This is a genomic window from Streptomyces sp. NPDC031497, from assembly GCF_055580905.1.
In genome coordinates this window covers 511043-534697 of the sequence record NZ_JBVIKO010000005.1, presented here as the reverse complement: position 1 = coordinate 534697, position 23655 = coordinate 511043, and the positions used below count along the sequence as shown (strand labels likewise).

Annotated in this window: 17 protein-coding genes; 3 read left to right on the top strand and 14 right to left on the bottom strand. The window is 70.0% G+C overall.

Annotation, left to right across the window (positions count from 1 at the left end; all coding sequences use genetic code 11):
- Positions 1–62: 62 nt before the first annotated feature.
- A complete protein-coding gene (locus ACZ5K7_RS13730) occupies positions 63–1064 on the bottom strand; it encodes an acyl-CoA desaturase (RefSeq protein ID WP_468913206.1) in 1002 nt (333 codons plus the stop codon).
- A gap of 395 nt (positions 1065–1459) precedes the next feature.
- On the opposite strand from ACZ5K7_RS13730, the gene ACZ5K7_RS13725 reads away from it, so the two are divergent.
- Positions 1460–1765 (top strand): hypothetical protein, encoded by a 306-nt coding sequence (locus tag ACZ5K7_RS13725; RefSeq protein WP_351699322.1) that lies wholly within the window; start codon positions 1460–1462, stop codon positions 1763–1765.
- Positions 1766–2099: 334 nt separating this feature from the next.
- A complete protein-coding gene (locus ACZ5K7_RS13720) occupies positions 2100–3971 on the top strand; it encodes an ArnT family glycosyltransferase (protein WP_468913204.1) in 1872 nt (623 codons plus the stop codon).
- Between the two features lie 13 nt (positions 3972–3984).
- Here ACZ5K7_RS13720 and ACZ5K7_RS13715 read toward each other — a convergent pair whose 3' ends face one another.
- The 13 genes from ACZ5K7_RS13715 to tkt all read right to left on the bottom strand — a co-directional run bounded on the left by ACZ5K7_RS13715 (position 3985) and on the right by tkt (position 22533).
- Positions 3985–6843: a glycoside hydrolase family 2 TIM barrel-domain containing protein gene (locus tag ACZ5K7_RS13715; protein WP_468913202.1), complete on the bottom strand. Its 2859-nt coding sequence runs from the start codon at positions 6841–6843 to the stop codon at positions 3985–3987.
- A gap of 25 nt (positions 6844–6868) precedes the next feature.
- A complete protein-coding gene (locus ACZ5K7_RS13710) occupies positions 6869–7762 on the bottom strand; it encodes a carbohydrate ABC transporter permease (RefSeq protein ID WP_351699328.1) in 894 nt (297 codons plus the stop codon).
- Positions 7759–8724: a carbohydrate ABC transporter permease gene (locus ACZ5K7_RS13705; protein ID WP_468913199.1), complete on the bottom strand. Its 966-nt coding sequence runs from the start codon at positions 8722–8724 to the stop codon at positions 7759–7761. The genes ACZ5K7_RS13710 and ACZ5K7_RS13705 overlap by 4 nt, the downstream gene beginning before the upstream one ends.
- A gap of 20 nt (positions 8725–8744) precedes the next feature.
- Positions 8745–10010 (bottom strand): ABC transporter substrate-binding protein, encoded by a 1266-nt coding sequence (locus ACZ5K7_RS13700; RefSeq protein WP_351699332.1) that lies wholly within the window; start codon positions 10008–10010, stop codon positions 8745–8747.
- Between the two features lie 260 nt (positions 10011–10270).
- Positions 10271–12136 carry a glycoside hydrolase gene (locus tag ACZ5K7_RS13695; RefSeq protein ID WP_468913197.1) on the bottom strand — a complete coding sequence of 622 codons (1866 nt, stop codon included), beginning with the start codon at positions 12134–12136 and terminating at the stop codon, positions 10271–10273.
- A 37-nt stretch (positions 12137–12173) separates the two neighbouring features.
- Positions 12174–13418, bottom strand: a complete 1245-nt coding sequence (locus tag ACZ5K7_RS13690; RefSeq protein WP_468913195.1) for an ROK family protein — start codon at positions 13416–13418, stop codon at positions 12174–12176.
- Between the two features lie 239 nt (positions 13419–13657).
- A complete protein-coding gene (locus tag ACZ5K7_RS13685; RefSeq protein ID WP_351699338.1) occupies positions 13658–14251 on the bottom strand; it encodes a histidine phosphatase family protein in 594 nt (197 codons plus the stop codon).
- A 6-nt stretch (positions 14252–14257) separates the two neighbouring features.
- On the bottom strand, positions 14258–15139 hold the full coding sequence (gnd, locus tag ACZ5K7_RS13680; RefSeq protein ID WP_351699340.1) for a phosphogluconate dehydrogenase (NAD(+)-dependent, decarboxylating): 882 nt from the start codon (positions 15137–15139) through the stop codon (positions 14258–14260).
- A gap of 1 nt (position 15140) precedes the next feature.
- The gene (pgi, locus tag ACZ5K7_RS13675; protein WP_468913193.1) at positions 15141–16787 is read right to left on the bottom strand and encodes a glucose-6-phosphate isomerase; all 1647 of its coding nucleotides are present in this window, start codon (positions 16785–16787) and stop codon (positions 15141–15143) included.
- The gene (gene opcA, locus ACZ5K7_RS13670) at positions 16780–17715 is read right to left on the bottom strand and encodes a glucose-6-phosphate dehydrogenase assembly protein OpcA (protein WP_351699344.1); all 936 of its coding nucleotides are present in this window, start codon (positions 17713–17715) and stop codon (positions 16780–16782) included. The genes pgi and opcA overlap by 8 nt, the downstream gene beginning before the upstream one ends.
- Positions 17712–19280 (bottom strand): glucose-6-phosphate dehydrogenase, encoded by a 1569-nt coding sequence (gene zwf / locus ACZ5K7_RS13665; protein ID WP_351699346.1) that lies wholly within the window; start codon positions 19278–19280, stop codon positions 17712–17714. Before zwf ends, opcA begins: the two co-directional genes overlap by 4 nt.
- On the bottom strand, positions 19280–20422 hold the full coding sequence (tal, locus tag ACZ5K7_RS13660; RefSeq protein WP_468913190.1) for a transaldolase: 1143 nt from the start codon (positions 20420–20422) through the stop codon (positions 19280–19282). The genes zwf and tal overlap by 1 nt, the downstream gene beginning before the upstream one ends.
- A gap of 32 nt (positions 20423–20454) precedes the next feature.
- Positions 20455–22533 (bottom strand): transketolase, encoded by a 2079-nt coding sequence (tkt, locus tag ACZ5K7_RS13655; protein WP_351699350.1) that lies wholly within the window; start codon positions 22531–22533, stop codon positions 20455–20457.
- A 145-nt stretch (positions 22534–22678) separates the two neighbouring features.
- Here tkt and ACZ5K7_RS13650 point away from each other — a divergent pair, with 145 nt between their 5' ends.
- Positions 22679–23575: a helix-turn-helix domain-containing protein gene (locus ACZ5K7_RS13650; protein WP_351699352.1), complete on the top strand. Its 897-nt coding sequence runs from the start codon at positions 22679–22681 to the stop codon at positions 23573–23575.
- Positions 23576–23655: the final 80 nt, after the last annotated feature.

Here is a 23655-nt window from a genome sequence, read left to right as displayed (position 1 = left end):
GGCGTGCCCGAAGACCCCGCCCCCAGCGGTTTCGCCGCGGGCGGGGTCTTCGGCGAGGAGCGTCAGGCCGCGGACTCCTGCTGGGCGGCCGGTTCGGGCAGCAGGCGGGCGCTGAGACGGTCCGCGCTCGGCCAGCGGACGTCGTAGGCCCAGCCCAGTTTCTCGAACGCCCGGATCAGGCGGGCCGACGGGTCGATCTGGCCCGGCAGCACACCGTGGCGCGCGCCCGTGGGGTCGGCGTGGTGCGAGTTGTGCCAGCTCTCGCCGAAGGAGAGCAGGGCGAGCGGCCAGAAGTTGGTGGCCTTGTCGCGGCTGGCGAAGGGTCGCCTGCCCGCGACGTGACAGACCGAGTTCACCGACCAGGTGACATGGTGCAGCAGCGCCATCCGCATCAGACCGGCCCAGAAGAACCCGGTCAGCGCACCGGTCCAGGTGCCGGTGACGAGGCCGCCGACCAGCGCGGGGGCCAGCAGCGAGACGACGGTCAGCGGCCCGAAGAGCCGGCCGACGAGTCGCAGGTCGCGGTCGGCGTCGATGTCGGGCGCGAACCTGGCCCGGTTGCTCAGTTCACGCTTGAGCATCCATCCGATGTGCGCGTGGAGCAGCCCCTTGAGCAGCGCGCGCGTGTCGGTTCCGAAGCGCCAGGGGGAGTGCGGGTCGCCCTCGCGGTCGGCGAAGGCGTGATGGCGGCGGTGGTTCGCCACCCACTGCACCGGCGATCCCTCGACCCCCAGCGAGCCCGCGACGGCCAGGGCGATGCGCAGGCCCCGCTTCGCCTTGAACGAGCGATGCGTGAAGAGGCGGTGATAGCCGACCGTGAGTCCGAAGCCGGACACGAGGTAGGCGACCACGGCCATGGTGATGTCCAGCGCGGACAGGCCCCGACCCCACACCAGCGGCACGGCGACGAGCAGGCAGATCAGCGGGCCTACGACGAAGATCCACATCGCGACGCCGGCCGCGGCCGTCTGCGGGGCGTCGAGCAGCGGCTTGACCCCGGCCGCGGTCTCGGCGTCGCTGTCGGCGACGGCCTGTTCGGGACGGTCGGCTTTGCTCGGGTTCATCGCTTCCTCGCCGTTGCTCGAGGTCGTCGGACACGGTGCCGGACCGACCGGGAGAAGGCGCGCGCGTGCGCTGTCGAGAGTGCTCGGCGGCCTACGTCACACCATCGCACCGGACGGCATCCCCGCAGGTCACCGCTCATGTCCAGGGTGTGAACGGCGTGGGACCAAATCTCCTTCACGGCCCGGCGGAAGCGTCGTTCGTCGCCGGGTCTGCGGCTGGGTCCACGAACACCCTCGGTGCGCCGATGTCGACAACTCCCGCTCCTCCGGCCGTGGTTGGCCCGATCCCCGGACGTGCGGGGCCCCGCCCCAGTCCCCGGAAACGCTTGATCTCAAGTGCGCTTGAGGTTCTACAGTCGGACGCGCTGATGCCGACGTCGTGGAGAGGAACGGCCATGAGGACACTGGTGCTCGGGAGGACGCCCGCCAGGGTGACGGCTGTGCTGGCCACGCTGCGTGCCGACGGCTTCGACGCGGAGGGAGTGAGCACCGACGACGAGGCCCGGAAGCTGTTGGCGACCGGGCAGTTCGGGGTGCTGATCATCGGCGGGGGCGTGGGGCCCGAATCCCGCGCCGAGATCAAGGAGTTCGCGGCGGGGCACCAGGTCCGTCGGGTGATCGACGGGGCGCTGTCGGCACCGTTCGACGTCTACGTACGGCGGGAGTTCGAGCCGCTGATCCGGGAGGCCGCCGCAGGGTGACGGCCGCGGTCCGCCCGGTCACCGCCCGCCCGCGCCGGCTCCCCGGCGAGGGCGTACGCTCCGACGACGGCCAGGCCGGCGCCGCAGGACGCGGTCCCGGACTCCCCCGGGCGGGCCGCCCGCTGAGCCGCTCGGTGAGCTTGTGGTGAGAGGGCGGTGAGACACGGCCCGGATTCAGGCTGCTCACAGGCGCTACGGCGGATACTCACGAAGATCCGGAATGTTCATACCGTTCCGGATGTGACCTTCGTCGACTTCCACCCGTCCTAGAGGCCGTAGCAATCCAGGACGTACCGGAAGTCCTGGAACCCGGGAGTCCTGGAGGCCGCCTCCGATGCCGAGCCCTGCCGTCACCGCGCCGCTCGTCCGTGTCCAGGGTCCGCCGCCTCCGCCGACCCCGGCGCGGACCCGCACCGAGCGCTACGAGCGTCCACTGCTCGGCGCTGTCGCCGCCGTTGCCGCGCTCCTCTACTTCTGGGGCATCTGGCACAGCGCGTACCACGCCTTCTACGCGAGCGCGGTCCGCAGCATGACCGACAACCCGGTCGCCTTCCTCTACGGCTCCTTCGACCCGGCGGGCTCGATCACCCTCGACAAACTCCCCGGCTTCCTGTGGCCGCAGGCCCTGTCGGCGCTGCTCTTCGGCTTCCACCCCTGGGCCCTGGTGATCCCGCAGTGCCTGGAGGGCGTGGCCGCCGTGGTGCTGCTGCATGTGGTGGTACGGCGGTGGGCGGGGGTGGGGGCGGGGCTGCTGGCCGCCGTGTTCCTCACGCTCACCCCGGTGACCGTCGGCCTGGCCCGATCCGTCACCGAGGACGCGCCGTTCGTGCTGTTGCTGCTGCTCGCCGCCGAGGCCGCCCAACGGGCCACCGCCCGCGCCCGGATGCGCACTCTCGTCCTGGCGGGCGTCTGGGTCGGAGTGGCCTTCCAGTGCAAGATGCTGGAGGCCTGGGCGGTGCTGCCCGCGCTGGCCGTGCCCTATCTGGTGGCCGCGCCGACGTCCCTGCGCCGCCGGATCCGCGACCTGGCCGTGTCGGGCGCGGTCATGCTGACGGTGTCCCTGTCCTGGATGCTGACCGCCGCGCTCACTCCGGCGTCGGCCCGCCCGTACCTGGACGGTACGACCGACAACTCGCCGTTCGGGCTGGTCGTCGGCTACAACTTCCTCACCCGTTTCCACGCGCTGGGCGTCGACGCGGCCGGCACCGGCAGCATCGTCGCGGACCGGGCGCACAGCAGGCTGTCGGCGGGCATGGGGGACAGCGTCTGGAAGATGTTCAGCCCCGGCATCGCCACCCAGACCGGCTGGCTGTATCCGCTCGCGGCGCTCGGCCTGGCCGCCGGACTGCCGGCGCTGCGGCGCCGCCGCGTCCCGCGCACCGACCCCGCCCTGGCCGGACACCTGATGTGGGGGGTGTGGCTGGTGACCTTCTTCCTGGTCTTCAGCTTCGGCAGCGTGACCGGACACACGTACTACATGGGCGTGGTGGCGGTGGCCCTGGCGGCGCTGGCCGGGGCGGGCGTGACACAGCTACGGCGGCACGGCGTGCTGGGTGTGGTGCTCGCCGTCAACGTCGCCTGGTGCGCGGCCCTCGCCCTGACCTACCCGCACTTCTTCGTCTGGTCGGTCGCCGTCGCCGTGGGACTGTCCCTGCCGGCCCTGGCCCTGCTCGTCGCCGACCGGCCGCGCGGGCACCGGACCGGAATCGCCGTCGCCCTCGCCGCCGTCCTCGTCATCCCCACGGTGTGGTCCGCGTCCGCGCTGTCCCTGCGGTACAACCAGCCCGGCGGTTTCGGCCGGGTCGGCCCGGCCAGCGTCCGCGTCCACAACGCCACCTCGGCCCTGACCCCGGCCCAGCGGCGGGTTCTCGCCTACCTCACCGCGCACCGGGACGGCGCCCGCTACCTGGCCGCCGTACCCCGCTGGCAGGCGGCGGCACCGTACATCCTCGCGGCCGACGCCCCGGTCCTGCCGGTGGGCGGCTTCACCGCCCATGTGCCCTTCCCCGCCGCCACGGCGTTCCACCAGCTGATCGACACGGGCAGGCTCCGCTACGTCCTCCTGGGCCGTGCCGACCTCACCCGCCGTGCCCGGGGCGCCAAGACCCCGGGCCGGGCCCTGATGCGCTGGGTCATCGGCCACTGCTCGCCGGTTCATGTCTCGGCCTACACGGTGTACCGCTGCGGGCCGGGGCACGGCGGGTGACCGCGCCGAAGGGTCAGCCGATGTCCGAGAACACGAAGGAGAACTCGGCCGGTACGGCGTGGAGCTGGTACGGCGGCAGGACACCCGGACCGCAGGACTGCGAGCCGATGCCGTGCTGGCCGTGGTCCAGGTTGACCCACACGGTGGAACCCGGGGTGAGGTCGCTGCGGTGAGCGGCCGCGTCCAGCTGTTCGGTGGTCCAGCGTCGGGCGGTGAACCAGAACTCCGGGGCTCCCTCGATCCGCAGGCCGCCGATCTCCGCCCAACGGACGTCCGCGCGGGCGCCGTTCTCCTGCGGGCGGAGGTACGGGGTCTGCATGTCGTCCACCGTGGACTGCCAACGGCCCGCCATCGAGGCCGCCTTGGTGTCCGGATACGCCTCGCCCGGGCCGCCGCCGAACCACCGCACGCGGTCGGCCGCCGACAGGCCGAAGCGGACGCCGAGCCGGGGCAGCGGCACCGTCCAGTCGCCGTCGGGGGTCACGGAGACGGTGAGCCCGAGGCGGCTGCCGTCCGTGGTCCAGCGGTAGATGGTCACCAGTCCGAACTCCCAGGCAGCGGGCGCCACCCGGGTGCGCACGGTCAACCCGTCGCCGGTCGGCTCCACCGCGTCCAGGCGGTGCCGCATGCGGTGCAGACCGAACTTCCGCCACAGCGTGCCGTAGCGGATGTCGCTCTGCCAGGCGGCGCCGTCGTCGTTGTCGGTCGTCGCCCGCCATACGTCCAGCCGCAGTCCGGTCACCGCCACGTCGCCGATGCTCCGCAGCGTGCCGCTGCGCGCATCGAAGGCGGCCGGGCCGAGAGTGATCAGCCCGTCGCCGGACACCACCGGTCCGGCGGAGGCGGCGAAGGACGGCAACTGCCGCCCCGAGACCGGGAACTGGCCCCAGGCCACGACATGCCCCTGCGGTCCCCAGGCGGTGTCGGCAGCCAGTACCGCCCGCACCGTCCATTGCGTCTCGCCGCTGCCGGTGGCGACGGGGGGCTCCGGCAGCTTCACCTCCGCCGACTCACCGGCCGCCAAGGCCGGTACGGCCAGTCGGCCCGACTCCACGGTCTCGCCGCCGACCTCGTACGACCAGGTGAAGGCCAGCGTGGACAGATCGGCGAAGTCCTGCTTGTTGGTGATCCGGACGGCGGTGCCGTCGCCCTCGAACCGGACCGGTTCGATCACCTTCTTGTACTCGACCAGACCGGGGGAGGGCCGCCGGTCGGGGAAGACCAGTCCGTCGCAGACGAAGTTCCCGTCGTGCAGCTCCTCGCCGAAGTCGCCGCCGTAGGCGTAGCCGTAGCGGTCGTCCTTGATGCCGTGGTCGATCCACTCCCAGATGAAGCCGCCCTGGATCCGGTCGTACGACTCGAAGATCCGCTGGTAGTCGGCCAGGCCGCCGGGACCGTTGCCCATGGCGTGGCCGTACTCGCACTGGATGAAGGGGAGTTGCCGTCGCTTGTGGGTGCCGCCGTCCAGGCCCCGGCCGATCCGCTCGACCTCGGCGTGGTCGGCGTACATCCGTGAGTAGACGTCCGTGTCACGGCAGTCGATGTCACCCTCGTAGTGCACGAGCCGTGACCGGTCCCGGCCGTGGATCCACTCGGCCATCGCGGTCAGGCCCCGGCCGGTGCCGGCCTCGTTGCCCAGCGACCAGATCACCACCGACGGGTGGTTCTTGTCGCGCTCGACCATCCGGGCCGCCCGGTCGAGCAGGGCCGGGGTCCAGCGGTCGTCGTCGACCGGGTTGTCCCGCCAGGCCTGCTCGGTGAAGCCGTGGGTCTCCAGGTCGCACTCGTCGATCACCCACAGGCCGTACTCGTCGCACAGGTCCAGGAAGTCAGGGTGGGGCGGGTAGTGGGAGGTGCGGACCGCGTTGATGTTGTGCCGCTTCATCAGCAGCACGTCCGCCCGCATGGTCTCCAGGTCGAGGGCGCGGCCCCGCTCCGGGTGCCACTCGTGCCGGTTGACGCCCTTGAAGAGGACGGGCGTGCCGTTGACCTTGATCAGCCCGTCGGCGAGCGCCACCGTCCGGAAGCCGATCCGCAACGGCACCCGCTCGCCCTCGGTGGCCAGTACCCCGTCGTACAGTTTCGGGGTCTCCGCCGTCCACGCCTCGACCGGGACCGTCACCGGCTCGCCGGTCGCGACATCGATGTCCAGGGCGGGCACGGACACCCGCCCGTCGACATCGGAGTCGACGCGCAGGGTGCCCTCGCCCGTGCGGTGGTCGTAGGAGGCGTGGACGAAGAAGTCCAGGACGCTGCCCGCCGGGCGGTGCAGCAGGGTTACGTCACGGAAGATGCCGGGCAGCCACCACTGGTCCTGGTCCTCCAGATAGGAACCGGCCGACCACTGGTGGACGCGGACGGCGAGCACGTTGCCGGCCGGCCTCAGCAGGTGGCCGACCGCGAACTCGTGCGGCAGCCGGGAGCCCTTGAACTCGCCGATGTCCGTGCCGTTCAGCCAGACCCGGGCGCAGGACTCGACCCCGTCGAAGCGGAGGACCGCCCCGCCGTCGGTCAGGTCCCAGTCCCCGGGCAGGTCGAAGACGCGGAGATGGTCGCCGGTGGGGTTCTCGGTCGGGACCCGCGGCGGGTCGACCGGGAACGGATAGAGGTGGTTCGTGTAGATCGGTGCGCCATGGCCCTGGAGCACCCAGTGGCCCGGGACCGAGACCTCCGCCCAGCCGCCGGCGTCATACCCGGGCTCGGCGAACGCGTCGTCCTCGGCGTCGGCCGTGGCCGACAGCCGGAAGCGCCAACTGCCGTTCAGTGAGAGCGACTCGGCATCCGAGCGCGGGTACCGGGCACGGGGCGGCAGGGCGCCCGACCCCGGGGTGACGTCCTCGACGTAGTCGGTGGCGGAGGTACGGAAAGACATCGGTCTCCAGGTCTTCGGAAGGGTGTCAGCCCTTGATACCGGTCTGCGCGATCCCCTGCACCAGCCAGCGCTGGAGGAAGAGGAAGACGAACACCAGGGGCAGGATGGAGATGGCGGTGGCCATGAAGATCGTGTGGAAGACGACCGTCTGGTTGGTCATGTACGACGAGAGCACGACCTGGACGGTCCACGCCCCCGGGTCCTGACCGATGACCAGTGGCCACAGGAAGGCGTTCCAGGCGTTGATGAAGGTGATGGTGGCGATGGCCGCGAAGAAGTTCAGCGAGTTGGGTACGACGATGCGCCAGTACGCGCCCCAGTAGCCGAGCCCGTCCACGCGTGCCGCCTCCTCCAGCTCCTTCGGGAACCCCAGGAAGTACTGCCGGAACAGGAAGCAGGTGAAACCACTGAACAGGCCCGGAATGATCAGGCCCCGGTAGGTGTCCACCCACCCGAGCGAGGAGACCAGCACGAAGCTGGGTACGAAGGTCACCGAGGTCGGGACCATCAGGGTGCCCAGGACGACGTAGAAGATCTTGTTGGCGTGCCGGTAGGGGATGCGGGCCAGGGCGTAGCCGGCCAGGGAGCACACCAGCAGGATGCCGGCGGTCATGGAGACGCCGACCACCAGCGAGTTCCACATCGACCGGGCGAAGTCCACCTGCGGGTCGTCGAAGAGTTCCCTGACGTTGCCCCACTGGAGGTGCGTGGGGAAGAACTCCCAGTGCTCTCCGGTGATCTGGGGGTCCGTGGAGAGGGCGTTGCGGAGCAGGATGTAGAACGGGACCAGGAAGAGGAGGGTGGCGACACCGGTGGCGATGTAGAGGCCGGTGCTGCCCATCACTCCACCGCCGCGCCGGCCGGAGCGGCGGCCCTTCGCGGGCGTGGTCTTGTGCGTGTCGGGCGTGGTGGTGGTCACTTGGCCTCCTCCCCCCTTCCGAAGCCCATGATCTTGCCCTGGAACAGGGTGACGATGATGATCAGCACGGTCAGGATGACCGCCCCCGCGCTGCCGGCGCCGTAGTCCTGTTCCGTGCCGAGGGCGGTGTAGTAGAGCTCGACCAGCGGAGGCCGGCCCCAGGTGGTCTTGTCGAGCAGGTTGTAGAACTCGTCGAAGGCCTGGTAGGCCGCGATGAGCAGCAGCAGGATCACCGCGGTCGAGGTGGCCCGCAGCTGGGGCAGGGTGATGTACCGGAAGGTCTGCCAGCCCGGCTTGGCGCCGTCGATGGCGGCGGCCTCGTACAGCTCGCCGGGGATGTTCTGCAGGGCGGCCAGGAACAGGATCATGTAGAAGCCGGACTGCAGCCACAGCCGGGCCGTGACGATGACCAGCCAGTACCAGGGCGGGCTGGGAGAGGCCAGCCAGGCGATGTTGTCGATGCCGAACCAGCCGATGACGGTGTTCATCATGCCGAAGCGGACCCCGCTGAAGATGGACATCTTCCAGATCAGGGACGCGGCGACGTAGCTGCACGCGGTCGGCAGGAAGAACACCGAGCGGAAGAACGCCCGCATGAACCGTATCCGGTTGACCAGCAGGGCGAGGCCGAGCGACACCGCCCAGGTGATCGGCACGATGAACGCGGCGAACACGGTGAAGGTGCCGAGGGAACCGACGAACTTGGGGTCCGTCAGCATGTACGTGTAGTTGTCGATGCCGATGAACTTGTCCGGCGTGACGGTGAACCGTGCGTCGAAGAAGCTGAGGTAGACACTCCAGCCGATCGGCACGTAGATGAAGACGATCAGCCCGATGAGGAAGGGGCTGATGAAGAGCCAGAAGTTGAGGGTGCGGCTGCCCCGCAGGCCCCGCCGCGGCCTGGCCGACTTGGCCTTCGCCGGGGCGGGGTTCGCGAGGTCGCGCGTCGTGGTCGTCGACATGGTCCGGTCCGTCCGCCCGCCTATCCGAAGAGTTTCTTCAGCTCACGGTTGACGGTCTTGTCGCACTGGTCGAGCGCCTTCTCCGGGTCACCGTCCTTGCGGACGCAGTTGGCCATGACGTCCCACGTCGCCTGGATCATCGCCTGGGTCCAGCCGATGTTGTCGAAGTGCCCGAACTCGTTGAAGAGCTTCACACCCTCCGCGGGCAGGCCGGACTTGAGCTTGGTGGCCGACGCGGCGATCGAGGCGCGCGGCGGGATGTGGAAGCCGTACGAGGTCGCCCAGTCCTCCTGGTACTTCTTCTGGTCGATCCACAGCCACTTGACGTATTCCTTGGCCGCGTCGACGTTGTCGCCCTTGGCGTTGACGAACATCGACCAGCCGCCGTTGTAGACGGACTGCTTGCCGGAGTCGACGGTCTTCGGGAAGGGGAAGATCCCGAGGTCGTCGCCGAGGGCCTTCTGGAACTGCGGCATCGCCCACATACCGCAGAACTGGATGGCGCACAGGCCCTGGCTGAGCGAGGAGGGGTCCCAGTAGTCGGTGGGGGCGCCCAGGAGCAGATCGCCGCTGGTGAACAGCTTGCGCATCTTCTTCAGGCCCTCGACGACGCCGTCGGTGTGGTAGGCGATCTGGTTCTTGTCGTCGAGGGTGTCGGCGCCCGCGGACCAGATCAGGGGACTGACGACCGCGTGCAGGTCGTTGCCCACGTACAGGCCCTTGACCTTGCCGGTGGTGAGCTTGGCGGCGGCCTCGATCAGCTCGTCGAGGGTCTCCGGGACCTTGACGCCGGCCTTCTCGAAGAGCGAGGGCCGGTAGAAGAAGAACTGCGGGTCGTCGATCATCCGGACGCCGTATATCTTCCCGTCCACCGTGTGCGACTTGATGTCGGCCGGGTTGAAGTCGTCCTTGACCGGGTCGATGAGGTCGCTCAGGTCGGCGACCTGCCCGCTCTTGACCATCTGGATCTGCGGGTGGAACTCGAACAGGTCGGGGGCGCTCTTGGTGAGCAGGGTCGCGAACAGCTTGCTCTCGTAGTCGGCACTGGTGATCCACTGCGTGGTCACGTTGGCGTCCTTGTAGGCGGCGGCGTACTTCTTGACGGCCTGCTCCGTCCCCGCCTCGCCGTAGGCGTGGAACATCTGGGTGAGCTGCGTGCCCGACCCCGACCCCCCGCCCCGCCCGTTGTTGCCGCCGCACGCGGCCAGCGTGCCGGCTGCGGTCATGCCCGCGGCCGCCCGGAGGAGGGACCGGCGGGACCAGTTGTTGTTGCTGAGTGCCGACATGCTGACGTCCTTGTCTGTCGAGTGCGGCTGCGGCTCCGCGGCCGTGGGAGGCCCTGAAAACCCCCGGAAGCCAATGGCTGAAATTGCGCTGCGGTGCGGGACGTTAACCTTCCGCTAATACTTCGGCAAGAGGTTGGACGAAGTCTGCGCGAAACGTTGTACCCGGTTCGGAATCACGAACGGTCAGCAATGCACGGCGAGTTGAGGGCCGCCGTGTCAGGGGGTGGCCGGCGGCCCTCGGTTCGTGCGGAACGGTGCGGCTACCGCCTGGTCCAGGCCTCGTTGGCGCCGCCATTGCAGCTGTAGAGGATCACCTTGCCGCCGTCGCCGGTGGCCTGCCCGCTCACGTCCAGGCACTTGCCGGACGCCTCGCTGAGGATCTGGCCGTTGGCGTTCAGCAGCCAGCGCTGACCCGCGTCACCGGTGTGGTCGGCGCTGGTAATCAGACCGGAACCCGAAGCCGTCAGGTAGCCGTTCGCGCCCTTCAGGGTGCCCTTCGCGTCGTACGACCAGGACTGGTCCGCCGTGCCCGTGCAGGTGGCGATCGCGGCCCCGGAGGCGCCCGCGGTCAGGCACTTGCCGGACTGCCCGCCCACCAGGGCACCGGTCACGGCCGAACTGCCGTGCCCCTTCTGGTCGAAGACGTAGGTGGTGATCGAGCGGGCCGCGAGTGTCGCGGAGGCGGTACCCGAACTCACCATCGGCCGCGCGACGTCGGCCCAGTCCTCGGTGGCCGAGGTCCGCACCGCCTCCCTGGCCCGTACCGGCGTCCTGCCGTTGAAGTGCAGGCTCAGCGGGGTGTCCACGGTGTTGTGGTTGTTGACCACGACCACCCACTTGCCGTCCCGGTCGTACGCCGACACCTCGACCCCGTCCGGGGCACCGGTCACGTTGTGCGCGACCGAGCCCGGCTTGACGAACCTGCTGTACTGGCCGAGCGCGTAGTACCGCTTCGTGAAGTACAGCGTCTGGTCGCCGTTCGTCGCGTAGTCCGGGTCGTAGTAGATCAGGCCGTCGTTCCAGCCCTCGTCGTTCCTGGTGTACGGGTCGCTGCCGTACCCGCTCGCGAGCGCCACCCACCACTGGAAGGCGGAGTCGTGGGAGCTCGCGAAGTCCTTGTAGACGATCCGGGACATCAGCAGGGCGTTGTCGATGGTCGGGTCGTACTCCTGGTTCCAGCCCGTCGAGCCCTTGCCGAAGCAGCAGATCTCCGAGGCCCAGGACGCCTTGCCGGCCGCCTTCGCCGTCTCGTAGACGTTGCCCAGCTGGCCGTCGCTGGGATTGTTGTACGTGTGGTGGGCCAGCTTGGCCACGTACTGCGCGGTGCCCGGCTGGGACAGCCACTGCGGGACCTCGGTGGTGAACTGCACGGTGCTGCTGGACTCGTCGGCGATGATCCCGGTCCTCTGGTGCCGGGCCAGCTGCTCGGCGCCGAGCGCCCTGACGATGTCGTCGCGCTGGTCGACGGTGACCTGCATGCCCTCTTGGCCGCACGAACCGAAGTCGTTGTCCGGCTCGTTGAAGGGGCTGATGTAGTCCAGGCGCACGCCCTGGCGGGCGAAGTGGTCGGTGACGTCGGCCACGTACTTGGCGTAGTCGGTCTCGTTCTCCGTCTTCAACCGGCCGCCGCAGCTCTGCCCGTTGGTGGTCCACTGGGCGGGCGCGCTGTTGACGAAGCCGATCAGGTCCTCGACGCCGTACTTCGCGGCGTACTCGAGGAAGGTCCGACCGCCCTGGTCCCGACTCCAGTCGTACGAGCCGTCGGAGCCTGTGAAGTCCTCGGCGGCCCGGGCCGGGGTGGTGACCGCGACCCCGCCGCCGCCGATGTTGTACCGGTACGAGCTGAGGTCCAGGCCCTGCTTCGAGAACAGCAGCTTCGCCACCCTGGCCTGGACCTTGGGGTCGAAGTGCTGGAGGTCGTTGACCCACCAGGCGCCCGAGACCCCGATGTCGTCGATGGTCTGGGCGGCGTGCGGGGAGACCTCCGCCGATGCCGTCCCGGCGGTGCCGGCTGTGCCGGCCGTTCCGGCGGAGTCGGCGGCGTTCGCGGGCGGGGAGCTGATCAGGGCCCCCGTCACGGTCAGTACGGCCGCGGCCGCGGCTGCGCCGAGGACCGATCTCTTCATACGTGTCGTGCGGGTCAAAACGGCATCCCTTCCGTCGTCATGAAGGTGGTGCGGTACGGCTCCTTGCGGGGGTGGTGCGTCTGGGGGGCCGCTGTCCCACCGACTGCAGGGCGCCCTCCAGCGCGAACGTGGCCGCGCCGAGACACACCGGGTCGGTGGGGACGGGGGAGAGGACGATCTCGGCGGCGTCGAACGGCCGCCTCAGCGCGTGCCGCCGGACGGCCTCGCGCACTTCGTCGAGCAGCGGTGCGCCCAGCTTCTTGGCGACCCAGCTGCTCAGCACGACCACCTCGGGGTTGAACAGGTTCACCAGGTCCGAGACGCCCGCGCCCAGGTAACGGGCCGTGTCGCGGACGACCTTGACGGCCACCGGATCGCCCGCGACGACCCCGCGGGCCAGGGCGTCGACGGTCGCCGTCTGGTCCTCGGGATGCAACAGCGTGCTGCGCGGGCTGAGTTCGCGCAGGTTCAGCATGATGCCGGGCGCGCCGACGTACGTCTCGACACAGCCGTGGTTGCCGCAGTGGCACAGCCGCCCGTCCAGCACGAGGGTGGTGTGTCCCCACTCCCCGGCGCTGTTGCTCACCCCCCGGTACAGGCCGCCGGCCAGGACCAGCCCGGCGCCCACCCCGGTCCCGAGGTTCACCACCACCGCGTTCTCGTGCCCGCGCGCGGCCCCGAACCACAGCTCGGCGACCGCGCTCGCCCGCAGCGGGTTGTCCAGGTACAGCGGATAGGCGATGTGTTCGGACAGCAGGTCGAGCAACGGCACGTCGTGCCAGTCCCAGTTGGGCGCGTACTCGGCGATCCCGGTGCCCCGGTCGACCTGGCCCGGCACGCTCACCCCGACGCCCAGCACCCGCGCGCCCTCCACCCCGGCCTGCGCCACCACCGAGCCGACGGCGGTGGCGACATGGCCGACCACCTGCTCGGGCCGGTGCTCGCCCGGGCGCATGTCCTCCACGGCGCGGGCCAGCACGTTCAGGCCCAGGTCGAACAGCTCGACCCGGACGTAGGTCTCCGCGATGTCGACGCCGATCAGCGCGCCGCCCGCCGCGTTGACGGCCATCAGACCCCGGGGCCGGCCTCCCGCGGAGTCCTCGAAACCGACCTCGGTGATCATCCGCAGGTCGAGCAGCTCACCGACGAGCGTGGCGACGGTGGCGACGCTCAGTCCGGTGGCGGCGGCCAGCGTCTGCCGGGAGGTGGGGGACTGGGCGATGATCTGGCGCAGCACCTCGTAGCGGTTCGCGGTGCGGATGTCACGCGATGTGCGCTTCACGCGGCTGCCCCTCCCATCCCGTCACGACCGGGCCCGGTCGGACGACGGCACCGGCGCGGCGCAAGGCTATGGGCTTCGCCGGACTTTCGACAAGGGGTTAGGAAAGGGGCCGTAGAAACTTGCGGCAGTGTGGCCCCGAGGCCGGCCCGCACCGCGGGCACCGCCCCGGCGTGGTCCGGGGTGGTCCCACACGTCGAAACGGCCCGCCAGTTGCTACTGACGGGCCGTCACGAGGTCACTCAAGGCGTCTTGTTCCACTCGGCGATCACAGGCCAGCCGTGCTCCATGGACAACCGGCTGACCGTCCCGGTCGCCAGCTGGAACAGCCGGCCCTCGGCGGGCGGCAGCCCCAGGCGGCGGGCGGTGAGCACCCGCAGGAAGTGGGCGTGGGCCACGAGGACCACATCGCCGTCGTCGCCCGCCAGGGCCTTGTCCACCGTGGCGAGCACCCGGTCGGCCCGGGCCCCGATCTCCTCGGGCGACTCGCCGGGGTGGCCCGCGGGGCCCGGGGGCACGCCGTCGGTCCACAGGTACCAGTCGGGACGGGAGCGGTGGATCTCCACCGTGGTGATGCCCTCGTAGCCGCCGTAGTCCCATTCGTGCAGGTCGGGGTCGGGTACGACCCCGGTGAGGCCGGCCAGCTCGGCCGTGCGTATCGCACGGTTCAGCGGGCTGGCCAGTACCAGTGCGTAGGTCCGCTCGGTGAGCAGCGGGGCGAGGGACTTGGCCTGTTCCTCGCCGTGCTGGGTGAGGGGCAGGTCGGTCCAGCTGGTGTGCTGTCCCGACAGGCTCCACTCCGTCTCACCGTGGCGGACCAGAAGGAGGTCCCCCACCGTAGGTCACTCCTTCGCGGACTCGACCGCGTGGCCGCCGAACTGGTTGCGCAGGGCCGCGATCATCTTCATCTGCGGGGAGTCGTCCTGGCGGGACGCGAACCGCGCGAACAGGGAGGCGGTGATCGCCGGCAGCGGCACCGCGTTGTCGATGGCCGCCTCGACGGTCCAGCGGCCCTCGCCGGAGTCCTGGGCGAAGCCCTTCAGCTTGTCCAGGTGCTCGTCGTCGTCCAGGGCGTTGACCGCGAGGTCGAGCAGCCAGGAGCGGATGACGGTGCCGTCCTGCCAGGAGCGGAAGACCTCACGGACGTTGTCCACCGACTTGACCTTCTCGAGAAGCTCCCAGCCCTCCGCATACGCCTGCATCATGGCGTACTCGATGCCGTTGTGGACCATCTTGGAGAAGTGCCCGGCGCCGACCCGGCCCGCGTGCACATAGCCGTACGGGCCCTCCGGCTTGAGCGCCTCGAAGATCGGCTGGAGCCGTGCGACGTGCTCCTTGTCGCCGCCGACCATCAGGGCGTAGCCGTTCTGCAGGCCCCACACGCCGCCGGAGACGCCGGCGTCGACGAAGCCGATGCCCTTGATGCCCAGCTCGGCGGCGTGCTTCTCGTCGTCCGTCCAGCGGGAGTTGCCGCCGTCGACCACCGTGTCGCCCTCGGAGAGCAGGTCCTTCAGCTCGTCGACGACACCCTGGGTGGCGGTGCCGGCCGGGACCATCACCCAGATCGTGCGCGGGGCGTCGAGTTTGTCGACCAGCTCCGCGAGGCTCTTGACGTCGGAGACGTCCGGGTTGCGGTCGTAGCCGATGACGGTGTGGCCCGCGCGGCGGATCCGCTCGCGCATGTTGCCACCCATCTTGCCGAGGCCGATGAGTCCGAGCTGCATGTCAGTTCACTTCCTTGAGCGTGCGGTACGTGGAGACCAGCGCGGTGGTGGACGGATCGAGGCCGGGGACGTCGGCGCCTTCGGTCAGGGCGGGCTCGATGCGCTTGGCGAGGACCTTGCCGAGCTCCACGCCCCACTGGTCGAAGGAGTCGATGTTCCAGACGGCGCCCTGTACGAACACCTTGTGCTCGTACAGCGCGATCAGCTGGCCGAGCACGGACGGGGTCAGTGCACGGGCCAGGATCGTCGTGGTCGGGTGGTTGCCCTGGAAGGTGCGGTGGGTGACCTGCTCCTCCGCGACGCCCTCCGCGCGGACCTCCTCCGCCGTCTTGCCGAAGGCCAGCGCCTGGGTCTGGGCGAAGAAGTTCGCCATCAGCAGGTCGTGCTGTGCCTTGAGTTCACCGCTCAGCTCGGCGACCGGCTCGGCGAAGCCGATGAAGTCCGCCGGGATCAGCTTGGTGCCCTGGTGGATCAACTGGTAATAGGCGTGCTGGCCGTTGGTGCCGGGCGTGCCCCACACCACGGGACCCGTCTGCCAGTCCACCGGACGGCCGTCCCGGTCCACCGACTTGCCGTTGGACTCCATGTCCAGCTGCTGCAAGTAGGCCGTGAACTTGGAGAGATAGTGCGAGTACGGCAGCACCGCGTGCGACTGGGCGTCGTGGAAGTTGCCGTACCAGATGCCCAACAGGCCCAGGAGCAGAGGCGCGTTGGCCTCGGCGGGCGCGCTGCGGAAGTGCTCGTCGACCAGGTGGAAGCCGTCGAGCATCTCACGGAAGCGGTCCGGGCCGATCGCGATCATCAGGGAGAGGCCGATGGCGGAGTCGTAGGAGTAGCGGCCGCCGACCCAGTCCCAGAACTCGAACATGTTGTCCGGGTCGATCCCGAAGTCCGTGACCTTCTCGCCGTTCGTGGACAGGGCGACGAAGTGCTTCGCCACTGCCTTCTCGTCACCTTCGAGACCGTCGAGCAGCCACTTCCGCGCCGAGGTCGCGTTGGTGATCGTCTCGATCGTCGTGAACGTCTTCGAGGCGACGATGAACAGGGTCTCCGCCGGGTCCAGGTCCCGGGTCGCCTCGTGGAGGTCCGCGCCGTCCACGTTGGAGACGAAACGGAACGTCAACTCCCGTGCCGTGAAGGCCCGCAGGGCCTCGTAGGCCATCGCCGGGCCCAGGTCGGAGCCGCCGATGCCGATGTTGACGACGTTCCTGATGCGCCTGCCGGTGTGGCCGGTCCACTCGCCGGAGCGGACGCGGTCGGCGAAGCCGCTCATCTTGTCCAGGACCGCGTGCACCTGCGGTACGACGTTCTCGCCGTCCACCTCGACCACCGCGTCACGCGGGGCGCGCAGGGCGGTGTGCAGGACCGCCCGCCGCTCGGTGATGTTGATCTTCTCGCCGCGGAACATCGCGTCCCGCAGCCCGAACACGTCGGTGGCGGTGGCCAGTTCCTGGAGCAGGGCGAGGGTCTCGTCCGTGATCAGGTGCTTGCTGTAGTCGATGTACAGGTCGCCGACGCGTACGACGTACCGCTCGGCGCGAGCCGGGTCCGTCGCGAACAGCTCACGCAGGACCGGCTGTCCCTGGGCGCGATGGTCCTCCAGGGCGGTCCACTCGGGCCGGCGGGTGAGCCGGGGGGTGTCAGACATCGGAAGCGGTCTCCTTGGTGCCCTCGCCGCGCAGGGCGATGGCGTACATCTCGTCGGCGTCGAGGCGGCGCAGCTCCTCGGCGATCAGTTCGGAGGTGGGGCGGACCTTGAGCGCGAGGGTGCGCGGCGGCTGGCCCGGCAGGGTCAGGGTGGCCAGCGGGCCCTCGGGGCGGTCGATGACGATCTCGCCGGTCGCGGTGCCCAGCCGTACCTTCGTGACGACCGGGCCGGGGGAGACCACGCGGTCCACCTTGACGCCCAGGCGGGCCTCCAGCCAGCGGGCGAGGAGTTCGGCGCTGGGGTTGTCCGCCTCGGCCTCGACGGCCGCCGAGGTCACGGCGACCCGGGCCTGGTCGAGGGCGGCGGCCAGCATGGACCGCCACAGGGTGAGCCGGGTCCAGGCGAGGTCGGTGTCGCCGGGCGCGTAGTTGCGGCCGCGGGCGTCCAGGACCTCCATCGGCCGCTCGACGGCGTACAGGTCGGTGATCCGGCGCTGGGCGAGGGCGCCGAGCGGGTCCTTGGACGGGGTGTCCGGGGCCTCCACCGGCCACCACACGACGACCGGGGCGTCCGGCAGCAGCAGCGGCAGCACCACCGAGTCGGCGTGGTCGGAGACTTCGCCGTACGTGCGCAGCACGACCGTCTCGCCGGTGCCGGCCTCGGAGCCGACCCGGACCTCCGCGTCGAGGCGGGAGGTGGTGCGGTCGCGCAGGGTGCGGGCGTGCCGCTTGATGACGACCAGGGTGCGCGAGGGGTGCTCGTGCGAGGCCTCCTCGGCGGCCTTGATCGAGTCGTAGGCGTTCTCCTCGTCCGTGACGATCACCATCGTCAGGACCATGCCCACCGCAGGGGTTCCGATGGCGCGGCGACCCTGCACCAGCGCCTTGTTGATCTTGCTTGCCGTGGTGTCGGTCAGGTCGATCTTCATGGCCTGCGCCAGCTCCGTCCGTCTCGTGCGAGCATCTCGTCGGCTTCCTTCGGTCCCCAGCTGCCCGACTCGTACTGCGCGGGCTTGCCATGCTTCGCCCAGTACGTCTCGATCGGGTCGAGGATCTTCCAGGACTCTTCCACTTCCTGGTGACGGGGGAACAAATTGGCGTCACCGAGCAGCACATCCAGGATGAGCCGCTCGTACGCCTCGGGGCTGGACTCCGTGAACGACTCGCCGTACGCGAAGTCCATCGTCACGTCCCGGATCTCCATGGAGGTGCCCGGCACCTTGGAGCCGAACCGGACCGTCATGCCCTCGTCGGGCTGGACGCGGATGACGATCGCGTTCGCGCCGAGTTCCTCGGTGGCCGTCGAGTCGAAGGGGGAGTGCGGGGCCCGCTGGAAGACGACGGCGATCTCGGTGACACGGCGGCCGAGCCGCTTGCCGGTGCGCAGGTAGAAGGGGACGCCCGCCCAGCGGCGGTTGTCGATCTCGACCTTGACCGCGGCGTAGGTGTCGGTCTTCGACTTGGGGTCGATACCGTCCTCCTGGAGGTAGCCGATCACCTTCTCGCCGCCCTGCCAGCCCTCGGCGTACTGGCCGCGCACGGTGTGCTTGCCCAGGTCCTCCGGCAGTCGCACCGACTTCAGGACCTTCAGCTTCTCGGTGAGCAGGGCGTCCGCGTCGAACGCGATCGGCTCCTCCATGGCGGTCAGCGCCATCAGCTGGAGCAGGTGGTTCTGGATGACGTCACGGGCCGACCCGATGCCGTCGTAGTACCCCGCCCGGCCGCCGATGCCGATGTCCTCGGCCATGGTGATCTGCACGTGGTCGACGTAGGAGCGGTTCCAGATCGGCTCGTACATCTGGTTGGCGAAGCGCAGCGCCAGGATGTTCTGGACGGTCTCCTTGCCCAGGTAGTGGTCGATCCGGAACACCTGCTCCGGGTCGAACACGTCGTGCACGACCCGGTTGAGGTCCTGCGCCGACGCCAGGTCGTGGCCGAACGGCTTCTCGATGACCGCCCGCCGCCAGGACCCGGCCGGCGGGGTGGCCAGGCCGACCTTCTTCAGCTGCTGTACGACCTTCGGGAAGAACTTGGGCGGCACGGAGAGGTAGAAGGCGAAGTTGCCGCCGGTGCCACGGGAGCCGTCCAGTTCGTCGACGGCGGCCTTGAGCTGCTTGAACGCGGTGTCGTCGTCGAAGTCGCCGGGGATGAAGCGCATGCCCTCTGCGAGCTGCTGCCAGACCTCCTCGCGGAACGGGGTCCGGGCGTGCTCGCGCACCGCGTCGTGGACGACCTGGGCGAAGTCCTGGTCCTCCCAGTCCCGGCGGGCGAAGCCGACGAGCGAGAAGCCCGGCGGCAGCAGACCCCGGTTGGCCAGGTCGTAGACGGCCGGCATCAGCTTCTTGCGGGACAGGTCACCGGTCACCCCGAAGATGACCAGGCCGGACGGTCCGGCGACCATCGGCAGCCGCCGGTCGCCGGCGTCCCGCAGCGGGTTGTCCCAGTCGGCGGCGGGTGCCACCGGCACCCGCACCTCCTCTTCCTTCTTGCTCATCACGCGTCAACTCCCTTGCTGTTCAAGGACTTCGTGACGGCGTCCAGCAGCTCCTGCCAGGCCACCTCGAACTTGGCGACGCCCTCGTCCTCCAGCTTGCCCACGACCTCGTCGTAGGAGATGCCGAGCCGCTCGACGGCCGCCAGGTCGGCGCGGGCCCGGTCGTAGCCGCCGGTCACCGTGTCACCGCGGACGTCGCCGTGGTCGGCGGTGGCGTTCAGCGTCGCCTCCGGCATGGTGTTGACCGTGCCGGGCGCGACCAGCTCGTCGACGTAGAGGGTGTCCTTGTACGACGGGTCCTTCACGCCGGTGGAGGCCCACAGCGGGCGCTGCCGGTTCGCGCCGGCGGACTCCAGGGCGGTCCAGCGGTCACCGGCGAAGACCTGCTCGTAGGCCTCGTAGGCGAGCCGCGCGTTCGCCAGCGCCGCCTTGCCCTTGAGCGCGAGCGCCTCGTCCGTCCCGATGACGGTCAGCCGCTTGTCGATCTCGCTGTCGACGCGGGAGACGAAGAAGGAGGCCACGGAGTGGATGGTGGAGAGGTCCAGGCCCTTGGCGGCGGCCTGCTCCAGGCCGGCCAGGTAGGCGGCCATGACCTCGTGGTAGCGCTCCAGGGAGAAGATCAGCGTGACGTTGACGCTGATGCCGAGGCCGATGACCTCGGTGATCGCCGGGAGACCGGCCTTCGTCGCCGGGATCTTGATCATGACGTTGGGGCGGTCGACCAGCCAGGCGAGCTGCTTGGCCTCGGCGACGGTGGCCGTGGTGTCGTGGGCCAGCCGCGGGTCGACCTCGATGGAGACCCGGCCGTCCCGGCCGTCCGTCGCGTCGTACACGGGGCGCAGTACGTCCGCGGCGGCGCGCACGTCCTGCGTGGTCATCATCCGCACGGCCTCGTCGACCGTGACACCCCGCACGGCCAGGTCGGCCAGCTGCTCCTCGTATCCCTCGCCCGAGCCGATGGCGGCCTGGAAGATCGACGGGTTCGTGGTCACGCCCACGACGTTGCGGTCCGCGACGAGCTCGGCGAGGTTGCCGGTGCTGATCCGCTTGCGCGACAGGTCGTCCAGCCAGATGGAGACGCCCTCGTCGGAGAGGCGCTTCAGTGCTCCCGCGGTGGCGGTTGCTTCGGTCACAGTGATCATCTTCCTCTACTGAACTGTTTCTGGCTGGTGGATCAGGCGGTACGGGCGGCCGTGCGGGACTCGCGGGCCGCGGCGGCCACGTGCTCGGCGGTGAAGCCGAACTCGGCGAACAGGGTCTTGGCGTCGGCGGAGGCGCCGAAGTGCTCCAGGGAGACGATCCGGCCGGCGTCGCCGACGAACCGGTACCAGGTCAGGCCGATTCCGGCCTCGACGGCGACCCGCGCCTTCACGGCCGGCGGCAGGACGCGCTCGCGGTACTCGCGGGGCTGCTCCTCGAACCACTCCACGGAGGGCATCGACACCACGCGGGTACCGATCCCCTCGGCCTCCAGGAGGTCCCGCGCCTCGACGGCGAGGTGCACCTCGGAGCCGGTGGCGATGACGATCACCTCCGGGGTCTCGGTGGACGACTCGCGCAGGACGTAGCCGCCCTTGGCCGCGTCGGGGTTCGGCGCGTACGTCGGCACGCCCTGGCGGGTCAGCGCGAGCCCGTGCGGGGCGGGGTGCGTGGCGTGCCTCTTCAGGATCTCGGCCCAGGCCGTCGCGGTCTCGTTGGCGTCGGCCGGGCGGACGACGTTCAGGCCCGGGATCGCGCGCAGCGAGGCGAGGTGCTCGACCGGCTGGTGGGTGGGGCCGTCCTCGCCGAGGCCGATGGAGTCATGGGTCCAGACGTAGGTCACCGGGAGCTGCATGAGCGCGGCCATGCGGACGGCGTTGCGCATGTAGTCGGAGAACACCAGGAAGGTGCCGCCGTAGATCCGGGTGTTGCCGTGCAGCGCGATGCCGTTCATCTCGGCGGCCATCGAGAACTCGCGGATCCCGAAGTGGACGGTACGGCCGTACGGGTCGGCCTCGGGCAGCGGGTTGCCCTTCGGCAGGAAGGAGGACGTCTTGTCGATGGTGGTGTTGTTGGAGCCGGCGAGGTCGGCGGAGCCGCCCCACAGCTCGGGCAGCACCGGGCCGAGCGCCTGCAGGACCTTGCCGGAGGCGGCCCGGGTGGCGACGGCCTTGCCCTCCTCGAACACGGGGATCTCGGACTCCCAGCCCTCGGGGAGCTGGCCGGCGACGACCCGGTCGAAGAGCCGCGCGTGCTGTTCGTTCCCGGTGCGCCACTCGGCGATGCGCTTGTCCCAGGCGGCGTGCGCCTCGGCGCCCCGGTCGAGCGCCCGGCGGGTGTGGGCCAGCACCTCGTCGGCGACCTCGAAGGTCCGCTCCGGGTCGAAGCCGAGGACGCGCTTGGTGGCGGCGACCTCGTCCGCGCCGAGCGCGGAGCCGTGGGATGCCTCGGTGTTCCGGGCGTTCGGGGCGGGCCAGGCGATGATCGTGCGCATCGCGATGATCGACGGGCGCTCGGTCTCCGCCTGGGCCGCCTTCAGGGCCGCGTACAGGGAGTGAACATCGACGTCACCCTCGGCGGTCGGCTCGATGCGCTGGGTGTGCCAGCCGTAGGCCTCGTACCGCTTCAGCACGTCCTCCGAGAACGCGGTCGCGGTGTCGCCCTCGATGGAGATGTGGTTGTCGTCGTAGAGGAAGACCAGGTTGCCGAGCTTCTGGTGGCCGGCCATCGAGGAGGCCTCGGCGGAGACGCCCTCCTCCAGGTCGCCGTCGGAGACGATCGCCCAGATCGTGTGGTCGAAGGGGGAGGTGCCCTCGGGGGCCTCCGGGTCGAAGAGGCCGCGTTCGTAGCGGGCGGCCATCGCCATGCCGACGGCGTTGGCGACGCCCTGCCCGAGCGGGCCGGTGGTGGTCTCGACACCGGCGGTGTGGCCGTACTCGGGGTGGCCGGGGGTCTTGGAGCCGTGCGTCCGGAACGCCTTGAGGTCGTCCAGCTCCAGCTCGTACCCGGCGAGGAACAGCTGGGTGTAGAGGGTCAGCGAGGTGTGGCCGGGGGAGAGGACGAAACGGTCCCGCCCGGTCCACTCCGGGTCGGCCGGGTCGTGCCGCATCACCTTCTGAAAGATCGTGTACGCGGCCGGGGCCAGGCTCATCGCGGTGCCGGGATGCCCGTTGCCGACCTGCTGCACGGCGTCGGCCGCGAGAAGGCGCGCGGTGTCCACGGCACGCCGGTCCAGGTCGGTCCACTCGAAGCCGTCTGATGTCTGCGTGCTCATCTTCAAGAAGTCCTCGTTAGAAGCGTTCTGGCTGGCCTGACGCGTTCAAAACTAAAAGTCTGACTTTTTGGAAGGAAGGTCGGAGTGTGTCAGCCTGTGGTGAAAGTGGGACACGGATCTTCGACAGGGACGGCACGAGAAGGACATGGCGGACAGAACGCCCGAAGGGGCGGGCGACGATGACGGAATCAGAACCTTCCCCTTCCCGGTGGATCTGAGCGTCGGCGGTGTCGGCATACAGGTCGGCCCGATGGGGACCGAGCGCATGTGGCACGCCGACGCCCCCCTGGAACGCGTCCACCGCATCGACTTCCACGTGGTCATGCTCTTCACCGAGGGCCCGGTCCGTCACATGATCGACTTCGCCGAGTACCAGGCACAGGCCGGTGACCTGCTGTGGATCCGGCCCGGACAGGTGCACCGCTTCTCGCGGACCTGCGAGTACCGCGGAAGTGTCCTGACCATGCAGCCCGGCTTCCTGCCGAGGGCGATCGTGGAGGCGACCGGCCTCTACCGCTACGACCTGCCGCCCCTGCTCCGCCCCGACGCGCCCCAGCTCACCGCGTTGCGGGCGTCACTCGCCAACCTGCAACGCGAGTACGAGGACACCGCTACCCTCCCCCTGAGCCTGCACACCTCGGTCCTGCGGCACTCGCTCACCGCGCTCCTGCTGCGGCTCGCGCATCTCGCGGCCAGCTCGGCGGAGGCGGCCCGCCGCCAGGCCGATACGACCTTCACCCTTTTCAGGGACGCGGTGGAGGAGGACTTCGCCACCAACCACAGTGTCAGCGCCTATGCCGACGCCCTCGGTTACTCCCGCCGCACCCTGGTCCGCGCGGTCCGTGCCGCCACCGGGGAGACCCCGAAGGGCTTCATCGACAAGCGGGTCGTCCTGGAGGCCAAACGCCTGCTGGCCCACACGGACCTCCCGATCGGCCGGGTGGGCGCGGCGATCGGCTTCCCGGACGCGGCGAACTTCTCCAAGTTCTTCCACCTGCACACGGGTCAGACCCCGGTGGCGTTCCGGGCGGAGCTGCGCTGAGGCGGCGGGCCGTGCTGTGCACATGCGGCCGGCCGGTGCCGGATCGGTTCCGCCTGGCGCGACCGCGGGCGCGGCCCGTT

What these genes read in the sequence shown, in the direction of transcription:
- ACZ5K7_RS13730 (WP_468913206.1), bottom strand. Translation starts at nt 1,064, where the DNA reads ATGAACCCGAGCAAAGCCGACCGTCCCGAACAGGCCGTCGCCGACAGC.
- ACZ5K7_RS13725 (WP_351699322.1), top strand. Translation starts at nt 1,460, where the DNA reads ATGAGGACACTGGTGCTCGGGAGGACGCCCGCCAGGGTGACGGCTGTG.
- ACZ5K7_RS13720 (WP_468913204.1), top strand. Translation starts at nt 2,100, where the DNA reads ATGCCGAGCCCTGCCGTCACCGCGCCGCTCGTCCGTGTCCAGGGTCCG.
- ACZ5K7_RS13715 (WP_468913202.1), bottom strand. Translation starts at nt 6,843, where the DNA reads ATGTCTTTCCGTACCTCCGCCACCGACTACGTCGAGGACGTCACCCCG.
- ACZ5K7_RS13705 (WP_468913199.1), bottom strand. Translation starts at nt 8,724, where the DNA reads ATGTCGACGACCACGACGCGCGACCTCGCGAACCCCGCCCCGGCGAAG.
- ACZ5K7_RS13700 (WP_351699332.1), bottom strand. Translation starts at nt 10,010, where the DNA reads ATGTCGGCACTCAGCAACAACAACTGGTCCCGCCGGTCCCTCCTCCGG.
- ACZ5K7_RS13695 (WP_468913197.1), bottom strand. Translation starts at nt 12,136, where the DNA reads ATGAAGAGATCGGTCCTCGGCGCAGCCGCGGCCGCGGCCGTACTGACC.
- gnd (WP_351699340.1), bottom strand. Translation starts at nt 15,139, where the DNA reads ATGCAGCTCGGACTCATCGGCCTCGGCAAGATGGGTGGCAACATGCGC.
- pgi (WP_468913193.1), bottom strand. Translation starts at nt 16,787, where the DNA reads ATGTCTGACACCCCCCGGCTCACCCGCCGGCCCGAGTGGACCGCCCTG.
- opcA (WP_351699344.1), bottom strand. Translation starts at nt 17,715, where the DNA reads ATGAAGATCGACCTGACCGACACCACGGCAAGCAAGATCAACAAGGCG.
- zwf (WP_351699346.1), bottom strand. Translation starts at nt 19,280, where the DNA reads ATGAGCAAGAAGGAAGAGGAGGTGCGGGTGCCGGTGGCACCCGCCGCC.
- tal (WP_468913190.1), bottom strand. Translation starts at nt 20,422, where the DNA reads ATGATCACTGTGACCGAAGCAACCGCCACCGCGGGAGCACTGAAGCGC.
- tkt (WP_351699350.1), bottom strand. Translation starts at nt 22,533, where the DNA reads ATGAGCACGCAGACATCAGACGGCTTCGAGTGGACCGACCTGGACCGG.
- ACZ5K7_RS13650 (WP_351699352.1), top strand. Translation starts at nt 22,679, where the DNA reads ATGGCGGACAGAACGCCCGAAGGGGCGGGCGACGATGACGGAATCAGA.